Below are 14,546 nucleotides of genomic sequence, written 5' to 3'. Positions count from 1 at the left end.
CCATCTCCGCGTGATCCGTGATTAGCTGCGGGCAGAGCCAGCAAAGCCGGAAGGTGGATTCGCATGCCGTACGAGGTCCAGGGGGTCGTTTCGCGGGCGAAGGGCGAGCCCGTCTCGCTGGAAACCGTCCTCGTGCCCGATCCCGGGCCCGGCGAGGCCGTCGTGAACGTGCAGGCCTGCGGGGTCTGCCACACCGACCTGCACTACCGCGAGGGCGGGATCAACGACGAGTTCCCGTTCCTGCTCGGCCACGAGGCCGCCGGGGTCGTCGAGGCCGTCGGCGAGGGCGTCACCGACGTCGCGCCCGGCGACTACGTCATCCTCAACTGGCGCGCCGTCTGCGGCACCTGCCGGGCCTGCAAGCGCGGGAAGCCGTGGTACTGCTTCTCGACCTTCAACGCGGCGCAGCCCATGACCCTCCAGGACGGCACCAAGCTCTCGGCCGCCCTCGGCATCGGCGCCTTCCTCGAGAAGACCCTCGTCCACAGCGGACAGTGCACGAAGGTGAACCGCGAGGCCGAGCCCGCGGTGGCCGGGCTGCTCGGCTGCGGCGTGATGGCCGGACTCGGAGCCGCCATCAATACCGGCGCTGTAACGCGGGGTGACTCGGTGGCCGTCATCGGCTGTGGTGGGGTCGGGGACGCCGCCATCGCCGGCGCGAAGCTGGCGGGCGCCACGACGATCGTCGCGATCGACATGGACGACCGGAAGCTGGACTGGGCCAAGGACTTCGGCGCGACGCACACCGTCAACAGCAAGGGCCTCTCCGAAGAGGCGGTCGTCGAGGCCATGCAGGACGCCACGAACAGCTTCGGCCCGGACGTCGTGATCGACGCCGTCGGACGGCCGGAGACCTGGCGGCAGGCCTTCTACGGGCGCGACCTGGCCGGCACCGTCGTGCTGGTCGGCGTCCCGACGCCGGAGATGCGCCTGAACGACCTGCCGCTGATCGACTTCTTCTCGCGCGGCGGCTCGCTCAAGTCGTCCTGGTACGGCGACTGCCTGCCGAGCCGGGACTTCCCGATGCTCGTCGACCTCTACCTGCAGGGCCGGCTGCCGCTCGACAAGTTCGTCACCGAGCGGATCGGCGTCGACGGCGTCGAGCAGGCCTTCGAGCGCATGCACCACGGTGACGTCCTGCGCAGCGTGGTGACGTTCTGACTCTCTTCAGCGACGCGGACTACCCGGCCGACCCCTACCCGGGGACCCGGCCGGGCTTCTCGTTCGTGCACGAAAACGGGGCCGGGTACCCGCTGGACACCGCGCCGGCGGGCTGGCGCGACCGGCAGGCCGTGCTCGCCTACGGCTCCAACGCCAACCCGTCGAAGATCAGCTGGATGCGCGCCGAGCTCGGGCTCGAGGGCCCGGTCGTCGTCGCGCACGCCCGCTGCGACGGCCTCGCCGCCGTGTGGGCGTCGGGGCTGCGCTACCGCGACGGCCAGCGCCCGGCGACGCTCACCGCACTGCCCGGTGTCGAGGAGCACGCCGTCTGGTTCGTGACGCCGGAGCAGCTCGTGGTGCTGGACCGCTGCGAAGGCCGCGGCAACCGCTACCACCTGGTCCGGCTCACCGAGCCGGACATCACCCTGGAGGACGGCAGCCGCGTCACCGACGTGCTGGCCTACATCGGCGCGGTGCCGATCCGCTACCCGCTGCTGGTCGACGGGAAGCCGGTGCGCACGGCCGACGTCGCGCAGGCGCAGGCCGTCGAGCTGGACGGCGTCCCGGCCGATGGCCCCGGCGTCGCCTGCGAAGTCGTCGAGCCGCCGGACGGGCGCACCTTCCCCTAGACCAGCTTGCCCGGGTTGAGGATCCCGGTCGGGTCCACTGTGGACTTGGCCGCGCGCAGCACTTCGACGCCCAGCGAGCCGATCTCCGCCCGCAAGTACGGCGCGTGGTCGACGCCGACGGCGTGGTGGTGCGAAATGGTGCCCAGGCCGACGATCGCCTCGCAGGCCGCCGCCTTCGCGCGCTGCCACTGACCGACCGGGTCGGTCTCGTCGCGAGCCGTCAGTACCGTGAAGTAGAGCGACGCGCCCGTCTCGTACGCGTGCGAGATGTGGCACATCACGATCGCGCGGCCCAGCGACGCGGTCAGCGCCGCGCGGACGTCGTCACGGAGTTCGTCCACATTGGACCAGTAAGCGGCGGTTTCCAGCGTCTCGACGCAGACACCTTGATCCAGCAGGGCATCCCGCTGCCGCGGCCCGGCGAACCGGCCGTGGCGCCACGACTCGCCGAGCGCCTTGCCGACGCGCACCGCACCCGCGGCCTTCAGCCGGCGCGTCGTCTCGCGGCGGCGCAGCGCCACGTCGCGCGCGGTGCCTTCCCAGCCCACGATGAGGAAACACGGGTGCGGCACCCCGCGCGCGGCGAGGTACCGGCGCAGCGCCGCCGTCTTGAGGCCGGCGTTCAACACCAGCGAAACCCCGGTTTCGTCCACATCGGACAGCCGGGTGACGTCGGCGAGCGCGTGGTGCTGCGCGAGGTCGCGGACGGCCTCGCGGCCCGCTTCCCAGCCGGGCAGGGCGTAGCCCTCGTACCGGCGGACCGGCGGCGCGGGGCGGACCCGCAGCGACACCTCCGTGATCACGCCGAGGGTGCCCTCGCTGCCGATCGCGAGCTGGCGCAGGTCCGGCCCGGCCGCCGACGCCGGTGCGACGCCGAGCTTCCACTCGCCGCGCGGGGTGGCCAGCCGCACGCCGGTGACCATGTCCTCGAACCGGCCGTAGCCCGACGACGCCTGCCCGGCCGAGCGCGTCGCCGCGAAGCCACCGATGGTGGCGCGCTCGAACGACTGCGGGATGTGCCCGAGCGTCAGGCCGTGCTCGCCGAGGAGGCGCTCGGCCTCGGGACCGCGGACGCCGGCCTGCAGGACGGCGATGCGCGACTCGGCGTCGACCGACACCAGCGCGTCGAGCCGGACGAGGTCGAGCGCGATCACCGACGCCTTGTCGCCGCGCAGGGCCGCGACGCCGCCGACGACCGAGGTGCCGCCGCCGAAGGGCACGACCCCGACGTCGTGGGTCACGCAGACGTCGAGCACTTCCTGGACTTCGTCCGGGCTCGCGGGCAGCACGACCGCGTCCGGCACCGGGAAGTCCGCGCCGGGCGAACGGCGGCGCAGCAGGTCGAGGTAGGACAGGCCGGTCGCGCGCGCCAGCCGCGCCGCGGCGTCGCCCAGCACGTTCTCCGCGCCGACCACTTTCGACAACGCGGTGACAGCAGATTCGTCCAGTTTCGGTGACGGTATTTCCACCGGCAAATTCCCGGCCGGGGCAGCACCGGGACCCGCCTGGCCTATACGCTGTTCAAGCCACTTGGCCGCCCGCGCGGGCAGCCGGGCGGCGTCGGCGGCTTCCGGGGTCCAGGACCGTCGAAGGCGGTGGTCAATGAGCGCGTTCACCGATACAGTGTGACACATGGACGTGAAACGTCACACCACTTCGACCGCGGGCTCGTCCGCGCTCGCGGACACCCGCAACCGCCAGACGGCGACGCGCGTGGCCGATGACGTGCTGCTCGACGCCGCGCGCTCGTGCGTGCTGGCCGTCGGTGTGCGCCGCACCACACTCGCCGAAATCGCCCGCACCGCGCGCGTCAGCCGGATGACGGTCTACCGCCGCTTCCCCGACGTCCGCAGCGTGCTCGCGGCGCTGATGACCCGGGAGTTCAGCGGGCTGCTGCGCACGGCGAGCGAGCGCGGCGCCGACGCCGGGAACAGCCGCGAGCGGCTCGTGCTCATCGCGGCGGCCGGCGTCCGCGCGCTGTCGGCCGACCCGCTGTTCCGCACGCTGCTCGACGTCGACCCCGAGCTGGTGCTCCCGTACATCGTGGAGCGGCTGGGCGCGACGCAGAAGTTCGCCGAGCAGGCGCTGCACGGGCTCCTGGAGGCCGGCCACCAGGACGGCTCGATCCGGCGCGCGCCGGTCGCGGTGCAGTCCCGGTCGGTCCTGCTGGTGGTCCAGTCCTTCGCGTTCTCGCTGCGGCCGGCGACGGCGGACGTCGGCGAGGCGGCGCTGCTGGCGGAGTTAACCCACGTGCTCGACGCGGCGCTGAAGCCGTGACGTCCGGCTCGCTCAACGCGCGGCGCCGCGAACACGAGCTCGCGGAGCTGGCGGCGGGCGAGCGGGTCGACATCGTCGTGGTCGGCGGCGGCGTCACCGGAACCGGCATCGCCCTCGACGCGGCTTCCCGCGGATTGTCGGTGGCACTGGTCGAGGCACACGACCTGGCGTTCGGGACGTCCCGCTGGTCGTCGAAGCTCGTCCACGGCGGCTTGCGGTACCTGGCGCACGGCGAGCTGGGCCTGGCGCACGAGAGCGCGGTCGAGCGCGGCATCCTGATGACGCGCACGGCCCCGCACCTCACGCGCGCGATGCCGCAGCTGTTCCCGTTGTACCCCAGCACATCCCGGGCCCAGCAGGCTCTCGTAGCCGCCGGCCTGCGGGCCGGGGACGCCCTCCGCCGAGCGGCGCGGACGCCGTCATCGGTGCTGCCGCGACCGCGGTCGATCCCCACCGCCGAGGCGTTGGCGCTGGCGCCCGGGTTGTCCCCGCGCGGTTTGCGCGGCGCACTGCTGGCCTACGACGGCGCGTTGGTCGACGACGCCCGGCTGGTGGTGTCCCTGGCCCGGACGGCGGCGTCGTTCGGGGCCCGGATCTTGACGCGGTTGTCGGCGACATCCCTGACGGCGGACCGGGTGTCGGTGGTCGACGGCGTTTCGGGTTCCACTGTGGACATCCACGCGCGCCAGGTGATCAACGCGGCCGGGGTGTGGGCGAGCACGCTGACGGGCGCGGTCCGGCTGCGGCCGTCACTGGGATCGCACCTGGTACTGGCGCCGGGAACGGTCCCGATGGGCACGACGTCGGTGAACATCGGCGTGCCGGGCGAGACGAACCGGTTCGTGTTCCTGCTCCCCCAGCCGGACGGCCGCGTCTACTTGGGACTGACGGACGAGCCGGTTCCCGGCCCGATCCCGGACGTCCCGGTGGTCCCCGAGTCCGATGTGGACTTCCTGCTGTCAATGGCTTCCTCGGTGCTGGCCCGGCCGCTGACCCGCGACGACGTGGCCGGGTCGTACGCCGGGCTGCGGCCATTGGTCGAGGGCGGCGGGCGGTCGGCGGACCTGTCCCGGAAGCACGCCGTCCTGGCGGGTTCGGACGGGCTGCTGACCGTGGTCGGCGGCAAGCTGACGACGTACCGCCGAATGGCGGAGGACGCGGTCGACGCGGCGGTGAAGCTGGCCGGCCTCAGCGCGTCGCCGTGCCGGACCGCCCGCCTGCCACTGCTCGGCGCGGCACCGAGGTCGAGTCTGTCCCTTGTGGACGCTTCGCCGCGACTGGTGGCCCGCTACGGGACGGAAGCGCCGCGGGTAGCGGCACTGGGCGAGCTGGACGCGGAGTTCGCGGCCCCGGTGGCACCGGGGACGGACATCACGGCGGCCGAGGTGGTGTGGGCGGTCCGCAACGAAGGGGCGCTCGACGTGGCGGACGTACTGGAACGCCGGACACGGCTGGCACTGATCCCGTCGGACGCGGAAGCCGCGCGGGCGCGGGTGGCGGAGCTTGTCGACAAGTCGCTCGCCGGCTTGGCCTGAGCCGCCGCCCCACCGACACGCCCCCGCTGGCACACCCCGCCCCGCCGGCACGCCCCACCGACACGCCCCGCCCTTCCCTAGGGGGCCGTGCCCACGTCCAGTCTACCGGCGACCACCGACAGTAAACTCTCCTCAAGCGCCGGGGCAGCCACCTATCCACATCACAGCCACCCTGTGGACACCACTTGATGTGCAATTAACTTGACGACCCGTTGGGTTTTTGCAACAGTACGTTCATGAGTCCGGTCAGGCGCGGCAAGGAGCTGCCGATCTACAACCGGCTCCCCGTGCTCCGGGCCGAGCGCGGGCTGAGCCGCGCCGCGCTCGCCACCGCCGTCGACGTCAACCCGCAGACCATCGGCGCGCTCGAGCGGGGGGACCACTATCCGAGCCTGGACCTGGCCTTCCGGATCTGCGCGGTGTTCGACCTGCCGGTCGAAGCGGTGTTCAGCCGCGAGCCGTTCACGCCGTTGTCCACCCAGGTCTACCGCGAGGGGGGAGCATGACCACGAAACTCGCCGCCTACTGGGAACGCCAGCTGGACAAGATGGACCAACGGGAGCTCCGGCACGCCAAGAGGATGCCCGGCTGGCGCACCCGGAAGCACCGCCGGGCCCTCGCCGTCGTCGTGGCGGCCGCCGACCTCGGCCTGGTCGCCGCGGCGTCGATCTTCACGACCGGCGGCGACTGGGTCTACGGCGCCGTCTGGATGAGCAGCATGCTCGTCGGCGCCGGTTCGTTCGTGCTGCTGCGGATCCTCACCGGCCGGATGAGCGGGGGCTTCTCGCGGCTGCTGGACGAACGTGAGCGCGAATGGCGCCACCGCGTCACCTACATCGGCTTCCAGATCCTGTGCTACCTGATGATCGCCGCGATGATCTACAGCATCGTGGTGGCGGACACCGAAGACGGCGGCTTCCGCGGCGCGATGATGCTGTCCGCGCTGCTGGTCACCGGCACCACCATCCCGACGATCATCCTGGGCTGGGCGCTGCCGGACGACGACCCCGAGGACTTCGAAGAGGGGAACGCATGAAGGGGACACTGGAGATCGACGGGATCTCCAAGCGCTACGGCGCCAAGGTCGCGCTGGACGGCGTCACGTTCGACGTCCGCGCCGGGGAGCTGTTCGGCTTCGTCGGCAGCAACGGCGCCGGCAAGACCACCACCATGCGGATCGCGCTCGGCGTGCTGGCCGCCGACGGCGGCGAGGTGCGCTTCGACGGCGAACCGATCACCCACGAAACCCGCACCCACATCGGCTACATGCCCGAAGAACGCGGGCTCTACCCGAAGATGAAGGTCCTGGAGCAGCTCGTCTACCTGGCCGAGCTGCACGGCCTCACCGCGAACGAGGCCCACCGCAACGCCGAGACCTGGATCGGCAGGCTCGGGCTGACCGAGCGGCGCAAGGACGAGGTGCAGAAGCTCAGCCTCGGCAACCAGCAGCGCGTCCAGCTGGCCGCCGCGCTGGTGCACGACCCGGCCGTGCTGGTGCTCGACGAGCCGTTCTCCGGCCTCGACCCGCTCGCCGTCGACGTCATGAGCGCCGTGCTGCGCGAGAAGGCCGCGGCCGGCGTGCCGGTCGTGTTCTCCAGCCACCAGCTCGACCTCGTCGAGCGGCTGTGCGACCGGGTCGGGATCATCCGCGGCGGCCGGATGGTCGCGGTCGGCACGGTCGACGAGCTGACGGCGGGCGCGAGCAGCAAGCTCGTCGTCACCGCGCCCGCCGCGCCCGAAGGCTGGGCCGCGGGCCTGCCCGGCGTGCGCGTCCTGGAGAACCACGGCGCCACCGCGGTCCTCGACCTCGACCCGAGCGCCGACGACCAGGCCGTGCTCGCCGCCGCGCTGGCGACCGGGCCGGTCACCGAGTTCAGCCGCCGGCGCCGGTCGCTGACCGAGCTGTTCCGCGACGCTGTCTCAGAAGAGGGGGTTCGGCGATGAAGAAGCTCAGCGGCCGGCGGGCTGTCTGGCTGGTGATGAAGCGCGAGCTGAACACCCGCCTGCGCACGCGCTCGTTCGTCATCGGCACCGTGGTGCTGCTCGTGCTGCTGCTGGGGTACGTCGGGTTCCAGACGTCGCTGGCGGGCTCGGCGGACAAGAGCACGGTCGGGCTCACCGGCCAGGCGACCGGGATCGCGCAGCAGCTGCAGGTCGCGGCGGTGCAGTCCGGGCGGCACATCGACACGGTCACCGTCACCGACCCGGCCGAGGGCCGAGCGAAGGTCGAGGGCGGCGACCTCGACGCGCTCGTCTCGGGCAGCGCGGCGAAGCTGACCGCCACCTACAAGTCCTCTTTGGACGATCAGCTCCGCAGGGTGCTTGACCAGGTGGCGCAGCAGCAGGTCCTCGACGGCGTGCTGTCGTCCGCGCAGCTCGAGCCGGCCCAGGTGATGGCCCAGGTCGACGGCACGCACGTGCACGACGACCCGATCTCGCCGGAACCCGCGGACCACACGCAACGGCTCATCGTCGGCCTGATCGTCGCGTTCCTGCTCTACCTCAGCATCATCACCTACGGGATGATGGTCGCCCAGGGCGTCGTCGAGGAGAAGTCGAGCCGGGTCGTGGAGATCCTGCTCGCGAGCGTGCGGCCGTGGCAGCTGCTGCTGGGCAAGGTGATCGGGCTCGGCCTGGTCGGGCTGACGCAGCTGGTGATCCTCGGCGCGGCCGGGCTCGCCGCCGCGTCGGCGACCGGGGTGTTCTCCCTGTCCGGCTTCGCCACCGGCACGCTGCTGTGGGGCCTGCTCTGGTACCTGCTCGGCTTCCTGCTGTACGCCACGATCTACGGCGCGCTCGGGTCGCTCGTCTCCCGGCAGGAGGACACGCAGTCGGTCGTCTCGCCGCTCAACATCATCCTCATCGCCGGGTTCATCGCCGGGATCAACCTGCTGCTGCGGGACCCGTCCGGCTCGGGAACCAAGGTGCTGTCGCTGATCCCGTTGCTCTCGCCGATCCTGATGCCGGCCCGGATCTCGACCGGCGCGGCGGCGGGCTGGGAGATCGCGCTGTCGCTCGGGCTGACCGTCGCGCTGGTCGCGCTGCTGACCTGGCTGGGCGGCAAGATCTACGGCAACAGCGTGCTGCGCATCGGCAGCCGCATCAAGCTGTCGGAGGCGTTGCGCGGCTGATCACGACGTGATCTTGCCGTACCGCTCCAAGGACACCTGGCGCTCGTGGGCGTGGTCGACCATGGGTTCCGGGTAGTCCTTGGGGCGGTCTTTCAGCTTGTGGACGGCCTTCCCCTCGACCGAGCGCAGCTCCGGCACGTACTTGCGGACGTAGTCGCCGTCCGGGTCGAACTTCTCCCCCTGCATCGTCGGGTTGAAGATCCGGAAGTACGGCGCCGCGTCGGTGCCGCAGCCGGCGACCCACTGCCAGTTCAGCTGGTTCGAGGCGAGGTCGCCGTCGACGAGGTGCTTCATGAAGTGCCGCGCGCCGAGCCACCACGGCAGGTGCAGGTCCTTCACCAGGAAGCTCGCGACGACCATCCGCACGCGGTTGTGCATCCAGCTCTCGGCCAGCAGCTGCCGCATCCCGGCGTCGACGATCGGGTAGCCGGTCTTGCCCGCGCACCAGCGCTCGAAGGCCTCGGGGTCGTTGTCGTGCAACATGGCGTCGAAGCGCTTGTCGTAGTTCTCCCGCGCGGTTTCCGGGCGGTTCCACAGGACGTCGGCGTGGAACTCGCGCCAGCAGATCTCGCTGCGCAGCGACTTCGCGCCGACGCGGTCGTCACCCGCCAAGTCGGCCAGGATGGTCCGCGGGTGGATGCACCCCCAGCGCAGGTACGGCGAAAGCCGGGTCGTGCCCGCGCGGTCCGGCCGGTCGCGGTCGGCGTCGTACGTCTCGATCGGGCCGTCGAGGAAGTCGTGCCAGACGTCCAGCGCGGCCTGCTCGCCCGGCTCGGGCAGAGCCGCGGAAACCTTGGGCGGCTTGGGGATCTTCAGCGACTTCGGCGGTTCGACCCAGTCCACAAGGGACGGTCCGGTGTCGGCCGGCGAATGCCAGCCGCGCGCGGTCCAGGCGCGGTAGAACGGCGTGAAGACGCGGTAGGGGTCGCCGTCGGGCTTGGTGACGCGCCCCGGCGTCACGGCGTACGGCGAGCCCGTCTCGACCCAGTCGATGTCGTGCTCCGCCAACGCCTTCGCGACCTCGGCGTCCCGCCGACGGCCGTACGGGCCGGTGTCGGCGCTGACGTGCACCGCGGCCGCGCCGATCTTCTTCGCCGCGCGGACGACCTCCACCGCCGGCTCGCCGCGGACCAGCATCAGCCGGCCGCCGAGCTGCTCGTCCAGCTTCTCGAGGCACCCGTAGAGGAACGCCTCCCGCGGCGCGCCGCCCGGCTTCAGCAGTGCCTCGTCGAGGACGTACAGCGCGAGGACGTGCTTGCTGTGCTTCGACGCCTCGAGCAGGGCGGCGTGGTCACCCAGCCGCAGGTCGCGGCGGAACCACAGGACGACGGGTGCTTCGCGAGTCACGACGGACAACGATAAGCGCCCCGCCGTGCGGGTGCACGACGGGGCGTTCATCGATCAGCTGAAAAACTCAGCGCTCCGACATCGGGGTGTAGTCCCGCGAAGCGTGGCCGGTGTAGATCTGCCGCGGGCGGCCGATCTTGGTGGCCGGGTCGTTGATCATCTCGCGCCAGTGCGCGATCCAGCCCGGGAGCCGGCCGAGCGCGAACAGCACCGTGAAGAACTTCGTCGGGAAGCCCAGCGCCCGGTAGATCAGGCCGGTGTAGAAGTCCACGTTCGGGTACAGCTTGCGCTCGATGAAGTAGTCGTCCGAAAGGGCGGTCTCTTCGAGCTTCTTGGCGATCTCGAGCAGCTGGTCGCCGCCCTTGAGCTTGCCGAGGATCTCGTCGGCGGTGTTCTTGATGATCTTCGCGCGCGGGTCGTAGTTCTTGTAGACCCGGTGCCCGAAGCCCATCAGCTTCACGCCCTTTTCCTTGTTCTTCACCCGCTCGACGAACTTGGCGACGTCGCCGCCGTCGTTCTTGATGCCCTCGAGCATGTCGAGCACCGCGGCGTTCGCACCGCCGTGCAGCGGGCCGAACAGCGCGTTGATGCCGGCCGAGATCGAGGCGAACAGGTTCGCCTCGGACGAGCCGACCAGGCGCACGGTCGAGGTCGAGCAGTTCTGCTCGTGGTCGGCGTGCAGGATGAACAGCAGGTCGAGCGCCTTCGCGACGTCCGGGTCGACCTCGTACGGCTCGGCCGGGAAGCCGAACGTCATGCGCAGGAAGTTCTCGACCAGGCCGAGCGAGTTGTCCGGGTACAGCAGCGGCTGGCCCACGGACTTCTTGTACGCGTAGGCGGCCAGGGTCGGCACCTTCGCGAGCAGGCGGATGGTCGACAGCTCGACGTTCGGCTCGTCGAACGGGTCGAGCGAGTCCTGGTAGAAGGTCGACAGGGCCGACACCGCGCTGGAGAGCACCGGCATCGGGTGGGCGTCGCGCGGGAAGCCGCTGAAGAACGCCTTGAGGTCTTCGTGCAGCAGCGTGTGGCGCTGGATCTTCTCGGTGAAGTCGGCCAGCTGGGTCTCGGTCGGCAGCTCGCCGTAGATCAGGAGGTAGGAGACCTCCACGAAGGTCGACTTCTCGGCCAGCTGCTCGATCGGGTAGCCCCGGTAGCGGAGGATCCCGGCGTCACCGTCGATGTAGGCGATGGCGGACGACGCGGCGCCGGTGTTGACGAACCCGGGGTCGTAGGTGATGTACCCCGTCTGCGCCAGCAGCTTCCCCAGTTCGATCCCGGGCGCGCCCTCGACCGGGTGGACGATCTTGAACTCGTGCTCGCCACTCGGCAGGGTCAGCTTCGCGGTTTCGCCGCCGGACTGCCCCGCAGTCGTCGCGTCGGACATGCAAGTCCCTCTCACGTTCGGCACGGGTCGGCGGCGCCTGCGGGTTCCACAGGTAGCCACGTGTTCACGCGAGGAAACACTGGCGCCTCGCTGCACACCGCCCCGCTGGGGTATGAAGAATGCCCCTCAACGTTAGTCGAGAAACGTGCGTTCGCGCAGCGGTGGCGTTGCTCCTGGGTGCCCCTTTGGGACCAGGTTCACACGGCGGCCGCCATATCGGCGGACGTGGGCGGCTCGGCACCGCTGCGCGAAACCGTGATGGATGCCGCTTTCGCCGCGAATTCGAGGGCTTCGCGCCACGCGCCCGCGTCGAGAGATGCCAGGTCGGTGACGTCGTGGGTGTGCAGCCAGGCCAGCAGCGCGCCCTGGACGGTGTCGCCGGCGCCGATGGTGTCGACGACGGTCACCTTGCGCGACGGGACGTGGGCCAGCTCACCTGCGGCGGTGATCACCGCGACGCCGTCTGCCCCGCGGGTGAGCACCACGGCGTCCACACCGGACTCGACCCACGTCTTCGCGGCGGCGACCGGGTCGGTGCCGCCGGTGAGCCACGCGGCGTCGTCGTCGGAGATCTTGAGCAGGCGAACGTCCGGCAGCCAGGAGGTGAACCGGGCGCGGTAGGCGGCCGGGTCGGTGATCAGCGCCTCGCGGATGTTCGGGTCGAGGACGGTCAGCACGCCGCGCGCGGCCTCACGCCGCAGCATCGCCTCGTAGGCCGACGCGCCGGGCTCGAGGACCATCCCGAGGGTGCCGAGCGAGAGCGCGGTCACGTTCTCCGGAAGCGGTCCCGGGTCGGCGACGAGCCGGTCCGCGGTGCCTTCGACGTAGAACGTGTAGCGCGCGGCGCCCTTCGCGTCGAGCGCGACGACGGCGAGCGTCGTCGGCTCGTCGCCGCGCTGCAGCAACGACGTGTCGACGTCGGAAGCGTGCAGGCGCTCGACCATCGCGTCGCCGAAGCGGTCGGTGGACACGCGCGAGAGGAACGCCGCCGGCACGCCGAGGCGCCCGGCCGCCAGCGCGACGTTGTACGGCCCACCGCCGAGCCGCGGCAGCAGCGCGCGCAGCCCACCGTCCACAGTGGAATCCAGGGGGTCACCGGGGACCAGGTCGACCAGAGCTTCTCCGCCTACGACGATCACGCCGGGAGTTTAATGGAGTTCCGGCTGACAATTCCTGTCCGCTATTTGTTCAGCCCGCCGAGCAGCAGTTCACCCAGAGCGGTGAAGGCTTCGGCGTCGGAGACGTCGATCCGCCGGCCGAGCACCCCGGTCTGGATGCCTTCGATGATCAGGTTCGCCATCTCGGCGACGAGCCGGGCGTGGACGTCGCGGAAGACGCCGTCGGCGACGCCCTTGTCGATGAACTGCCGGAGCCGCTGCGCCGCGAACCGGCTGTTGACCTGGTAGGCGTCGCGGGCCGGGGCGAACTCGGCGAGGTCGCGCATGAACTCCGGCGACGCCCGGTTCAGGTGCTCGGCGACACCGGCCAGGTACTCCCCGATGAGCTTGCGGGCGTCGTCGATCCCGGCGACGCGCTCCTCGATCCGCTCGCCGGCGCCCCGGAAGAAGTGGGTGACGACCTTGACGGCGAGCTGCTCCTTGCTGGGCGCGAGCGCGTAGAGCGTCGACTTCGAGCAGCGCAGGCGCCCGGCGAGGTCGTCGAGGGTGAAGTCCGCGAAGCCCTCGGCGAGGAAGAGCGCCTCGAGGTCACCGAGCAGGGCGCGCTGGCGCGCGGTCGGCCGGCGGCGGGGTTCGGGGGGCATCGGCTCACTATCTCCTACGTCTTCCGGGTACCCCAGGCCTGTCGTACTGTACTCTAAACGAGCCCACAGTACTGTTTTCAGTACCGCTTTGGAGGACACCGATGCCCGCCGAACGCCTGCTGCCGGATTCGGACGCCGAAGACCTGGTCGCGCTGGCCAGGGAGATCGCGCGCGACGAGTTCGCACCCCGCGCGGCGGCGGCCGAGGAAGCGGAGCAGTTCCCGCGCGAGCAGTTCCGCCTGCTGGGCAAGTCCGGTCTGCTGGGGCTGCCGTACCCGGAGCGCTGGGGCGGCGGCGAAGTGTCGTACGAGGTGTACCTGCAGGTCCTGGAGGAGATCGCGGCGGCCTGGATGACGGTCGGCGTCGGCCTGTCGGTGCACACGATGTCCTCCTACGCGCTGGCGGAGTACGGCACGGACTCCCAGCGCGCCGAGTGGCTGCCGGAGATGCTCGAAGGTTCGCTGCTGGGCGCGTACGCGCTGTCGGAGACGCAGGCGGGCTCGGACGCGGCCGCTTTGTCGACCCGCGCGCGTCTCGACGGTGCGGACTACGTCGTCAACGGCACGAAGGCGTGGATCACGCACGCCGGGGTGGCGGACTTCTACACGACGATGGTCCGGACGGGCGCGGAAGAGATCTCCTGCCTGCTGGTGCCCGCCGCCACCGACGGGCTCTCGGCGGCTCCTCGCGAGCGGAAGATGGGACTCACCGGGTCGCCGACGGCCCAGCTGATCTTCGACGGCGCCCGGGTGCCTTCGTCGCGGCTGCTGGGTGCCCCCGGTGACGGTCTCCGGATCGCGCTGGCGTCGTTGAGTTCGGGCCGGCTCGGGATCGCGGCGTGCGCGGTCGGCTTGGCGCAGGCGGCGCTGGACGAGGCGGTGGCGTACGCGAAGGGCCGGTCCCAGTTCGGCCGTCCGATCATCGACTTCCAGGGGGTGGAGTTCCTCCTGGCCGACATGGCGGCGATCGTCGAGTCCTCGCGAGCCTGCTACCTGGAGGCAGCCCGCCGACGTGACCGCGGGCTGCCGTTCCAGCGGCAGGCGTCGATCGCGAAGCTGGTCGCGACCGACGGCGCGATGAAGGTGACCACGGACGCGGTCCAGGTCCTCGGCGGGGCCGGGTACACGCGGGACTTCCCGGCGGAACGCTACATGCGCGAAGCGAAGGTGCCGCAGATCTTCGAAGGGACGAACCAGATCCAGCGGCTGGTCATCGCCCGTGAGCTGAAGAAGGCCTGAGGCTCGTTTCCCAGACGCGCATCGTCCACCCCCCTTTCCTTTTCCCGCACGGGTGCGGCCGGCGGTGAGCCGGCCGCACCCG

The 14,546-nt window shown here is 71.1% G+C and carries 14 protein-coding genes; 9 read left to right on the top strand and 5 right to left on the bottom strand.

Annotated features, from left to right (window positions below):
- Positions 1 to 63 precede the first annotated feature (63 nt).
- Positions 64 to 1,161, top strand: a complete 1,098-nt coding sequence (locus tag ACZ7OH_RS33260) for an S-(hydroxymethyl)mycothiol dehydrogenase (RefSeq protein ID WP_470284448.1) — start codon at positions 64 to 66, stop codon at positions 1,159 to 1,161.
- A gap of 65 nt (positions 1,162 to 1,226) precedes the next feature.
- The gene (locus tag ACZ7OH_RS33255; RefSeq protein ID WP_470284447.1) at positions 1,227 to 1,790 is read left to right on the top strand and encodes a gamma-glutamylcyclotransferase family protein; all 564 of its coding nucleotides are present in this window, start codon (positions 1,227 to 1,229) and stop codon (positions 1,788 to 1,790) included.
- Here ACZ7OH_RS33255 and ACZ7OH_RS33250 read toward each other — a convergent pair.
- Positions 1,787 to 3,406: an FAD-binding oxidoreductase gene (locus tag ACZ7OH_RS33250; RefSeq protein ID WP_470284446.1), complete on the bottom strand. Its 1,620-nt coding sequence runs from the start codon at positions 3,404 to 3,406 to the stop codon at positions 1,787 to 1,789. The two genes, ACZ7OH_RS33255 and ACZ7OH_RS33250, sit on opposite strands and share 4 nt — an antisense overlap.
- 97 nt (positions 3,407 to 3,503) lie before the next feature.
- Here ACZ7OH_RS33250 and ACZ7OH_RS33245 point away from each other — a divergent pair, with 97 nt between their 5' ends.
- The 6 genes from ACZ7OH_RS33245 (at position 3,504) to ACZ7OH_RS33220 (ending at position 8,733) form a co-directional block, all read left to right on the top strand.
- On the top strand, positions 3,504 to 4,067 hold the full coding sequence (locus ACZ7OH_RS33245; protein ID WP_470284577.1) for a TetR/AcrR family transcriptional regulator: 564 nt from the start codon (positions 3,504 to 3,506) through the stop codon (positions 4,065 to 4,067).
- On the top strand, positions 4,064 to 5,602 hold the full coding sequence (locus tag ACZ7OH_RS33240; RefSeq protein WP_470284445.1) for a glycerol-3-phosphate dehydrogenase/oxidase: 1,539 nt from the start codon (positions 4,064 to 4,066) through the stop codon (positions 5,600 to 5,602). Before ACZ7OH_RS33245 ends, ACZ7OH_RS33240 begins: the two co-directional genes overlap by 4 nt.
- Before the next feature lie 236 nt (positions 5,603 to 5,838).
- Positions 5,839 to 6,108 (top strand): helix-turn-helix transcriptional regulator, encoded by a 270-nt coding sequence (locus ACZ7OH_RS33235; RefSeq protein WP_400895525.1) that lies wholly within the window; start codon positions 5,839 to 5,841, stop codon positions 6,106 to 6,108.
- The gene (locus ACZ7OH_RS33230) at positions 6,105 to 6,638 is read left to right on the top strand and encodes a hypothetical protein (protein ID WP_470284444.1); all 534 of its coding nucleotides are present in this window, start codon (positions 6,105 to 6,107) and stop codon (positions 6,636 to 6,638) included. The genes ACZ7OH_RS33235 and ACZ7OH_RS33230 overlap by 4 nt, the downstream gene beginning before the upstream one ends.
- Positions 6,635 to 7,546, top strand: coding sequence for an ABC transporter ATP-binding protein (locus ACZ7OH_RS33225; RefSeq protein ID WP_470284443.1), 912 nt, complete (start codon positions 6,635 to 6,637; stop codon positions 7,544 to 7,546). The genes ACZ7OH_RS33230 and ACZ7OH_RS33225 overlap by 4 nt, the downstream gene beginning before the upstream one ends.
- Positions 7,543 to 8,733, top strand: coding sequence for an ABC transporter permease (locus tag ACZ7OH_RS33220; RefSeq protein ID WP_470284442.1), 1,191 nt, complete (start codon positions 7,543 to 7,545; stop codon positions 8,731 to 8,733). Before ACZ7OH_RS33225 ends, ACZ7OH_RS33220 begins: the two co-directional genes overlap by 4 nt.
- Here the strand turns inward: ACZ7OH_RS33220 and ACZ7OH_RS33215 are convergent, their stop codons facing one another.
- The 4 genes from ACZ7OH_RS33215 to ACZ7OH_RS33200 form a co-directional block, all read right to left on the bottom strand.
- Positions 8,734 to 10,080, bottom strand: coding sequence for a cryptochrome/photolyase family protein (locus tag ACZ7OH_RS33215; RefSeq protein WP_470284441.1), 1,347 nt, complete (start codon positions 10,078 to 10,080; stop codon positions 8,734 to 8,736). It abuts the gene before it with no gap.
- Between the two features lie 67 nt (positions 10,081 to 10,147).
- Positions 10,148 to 11,464, bottom strand: coding sequence for a citrate synthase (locus ACZ7OH_RS33210; protein ID WP_470284440.1), 1,317 nt, complete (start codon positions 11,462 to 11,464; stop codon positions 10,148 to 10,150).
- Between the two features lie 197 nt (positions 11,465 to 11,661).
- Positions 11,662 to 12,603 carry a carbohydrate kinase family protein gene (locus tag ACZ7OH_RS33205; protein ID WP_470284439.1) on the bottom strand — a complete coding sequence of 314 codons (942 nt, stop codon included), beginning with the start codon at positions 12,601 to 12,603 and terminating at the stop codon, positions 11,662 to 11,664.
- A 41-nt stretch (positions 12,604 to 12,644) separates the two neighbouring features.
- Positions 12,645 to 13,226 carry a TetR/AcrR family transcriptional regulator gene (locus ACZ7OH_RS33200; protein WP_470284438.1) on the bottom strand — a complete coding sequence of 194 codons (582 nt, stop codon included), beginning with the start codon at positions 13,224 to 13,226 and terminating at the stop codon, positions 12,645 to 12,647.
- Between the two features lie 101 nt (positions 13,227 to 13,327).
- Here ACZ7OH_RS33200 and ACZ7OH_RS33195 point away from each other — a divergent pair, with 101 nt between their 5' ends.
- Positions 13,328 to 14,464, top strand: a complete 1,137-nt coding sequence (locus ACZ7OH_RS33195) for an acyl-CoA dehydrogenase family protein (protein WP_470284437.1) — start codon at positions 13,328 to 13,330, stop codon at positions 14,462 to 14,464.
- Positions 14,465 to 14,546 lie beyond the last annotated feature (82 nt).

The sequence above is a fragment of the Amycolatopsis sp. NPDC114478 genome (assembly GCF_055633805.1).
This window is presented reverse-complemented; position numbering and strand designations above follow the sequence as displayed.

Bases quoted from the DNA above. Each gene is read 5' to 3' on its own strand.
- ACZ7OH_RS33230 (WP_470284444.1), top strand. From the start codon at position 6,105: ATGACCACGAAACTCGCCGCCTACTGGGAACGCCAGCTGGACAAGATG.
- ACZ7OH_RS33260 (WP_470284448.1), top strand. From the start codon at position 64: ATGCCGTACGAGGTCCAGGGGGTCGTTTCGCGGGCGAAGGGCGAGCCC.
- ACZ7OH_RS33220 (WP_470284442.1), top strand. From the start codon at position 7,543: ATGAAGAAGCTCAGCGGCCGGCGGGCTGTCTGGCTGGTGATGAAGCGC.
- ACZ7OH_RS33235 (WP_400895525.1), top strand. From the start codon at position 5,839: ATGAGTCCGGTCAGGCGCGGCAAGGAGCTGCCGATCTACAACCGGCTC.
- ACZ7OH_RS33225 (WP_470284443.1), top strand. From the start codon at position 6,635: ATGAAGGGGACACTGGAGATCGACGGGATCTCCAAGCGCTACGGCGCC.
- ACZ7OH_RS33195 (WP_470284437.1), top strand. From the start codon at position 13,328: ATGCCCGCCGAACGCCTGCTGCCGGATTCGGACGCCGAAGACCTGGTC.
- ACZ7OH_RS33210 (WP_470284440.1), bottom strand. From the start codon at position 11,464: ATGTCCGACGCGACGACTGCGGGGCAGTCCGGCGGCGAAACCGCGAAG.
- ACZ7OH_RS33200 (WP_470284438.1), bottom strand. From the start codon at position 13,226: ATGCCCCCCGAACCCCGCCGCCGGCCGACCGCGCGCCAGCGCGCCCTG.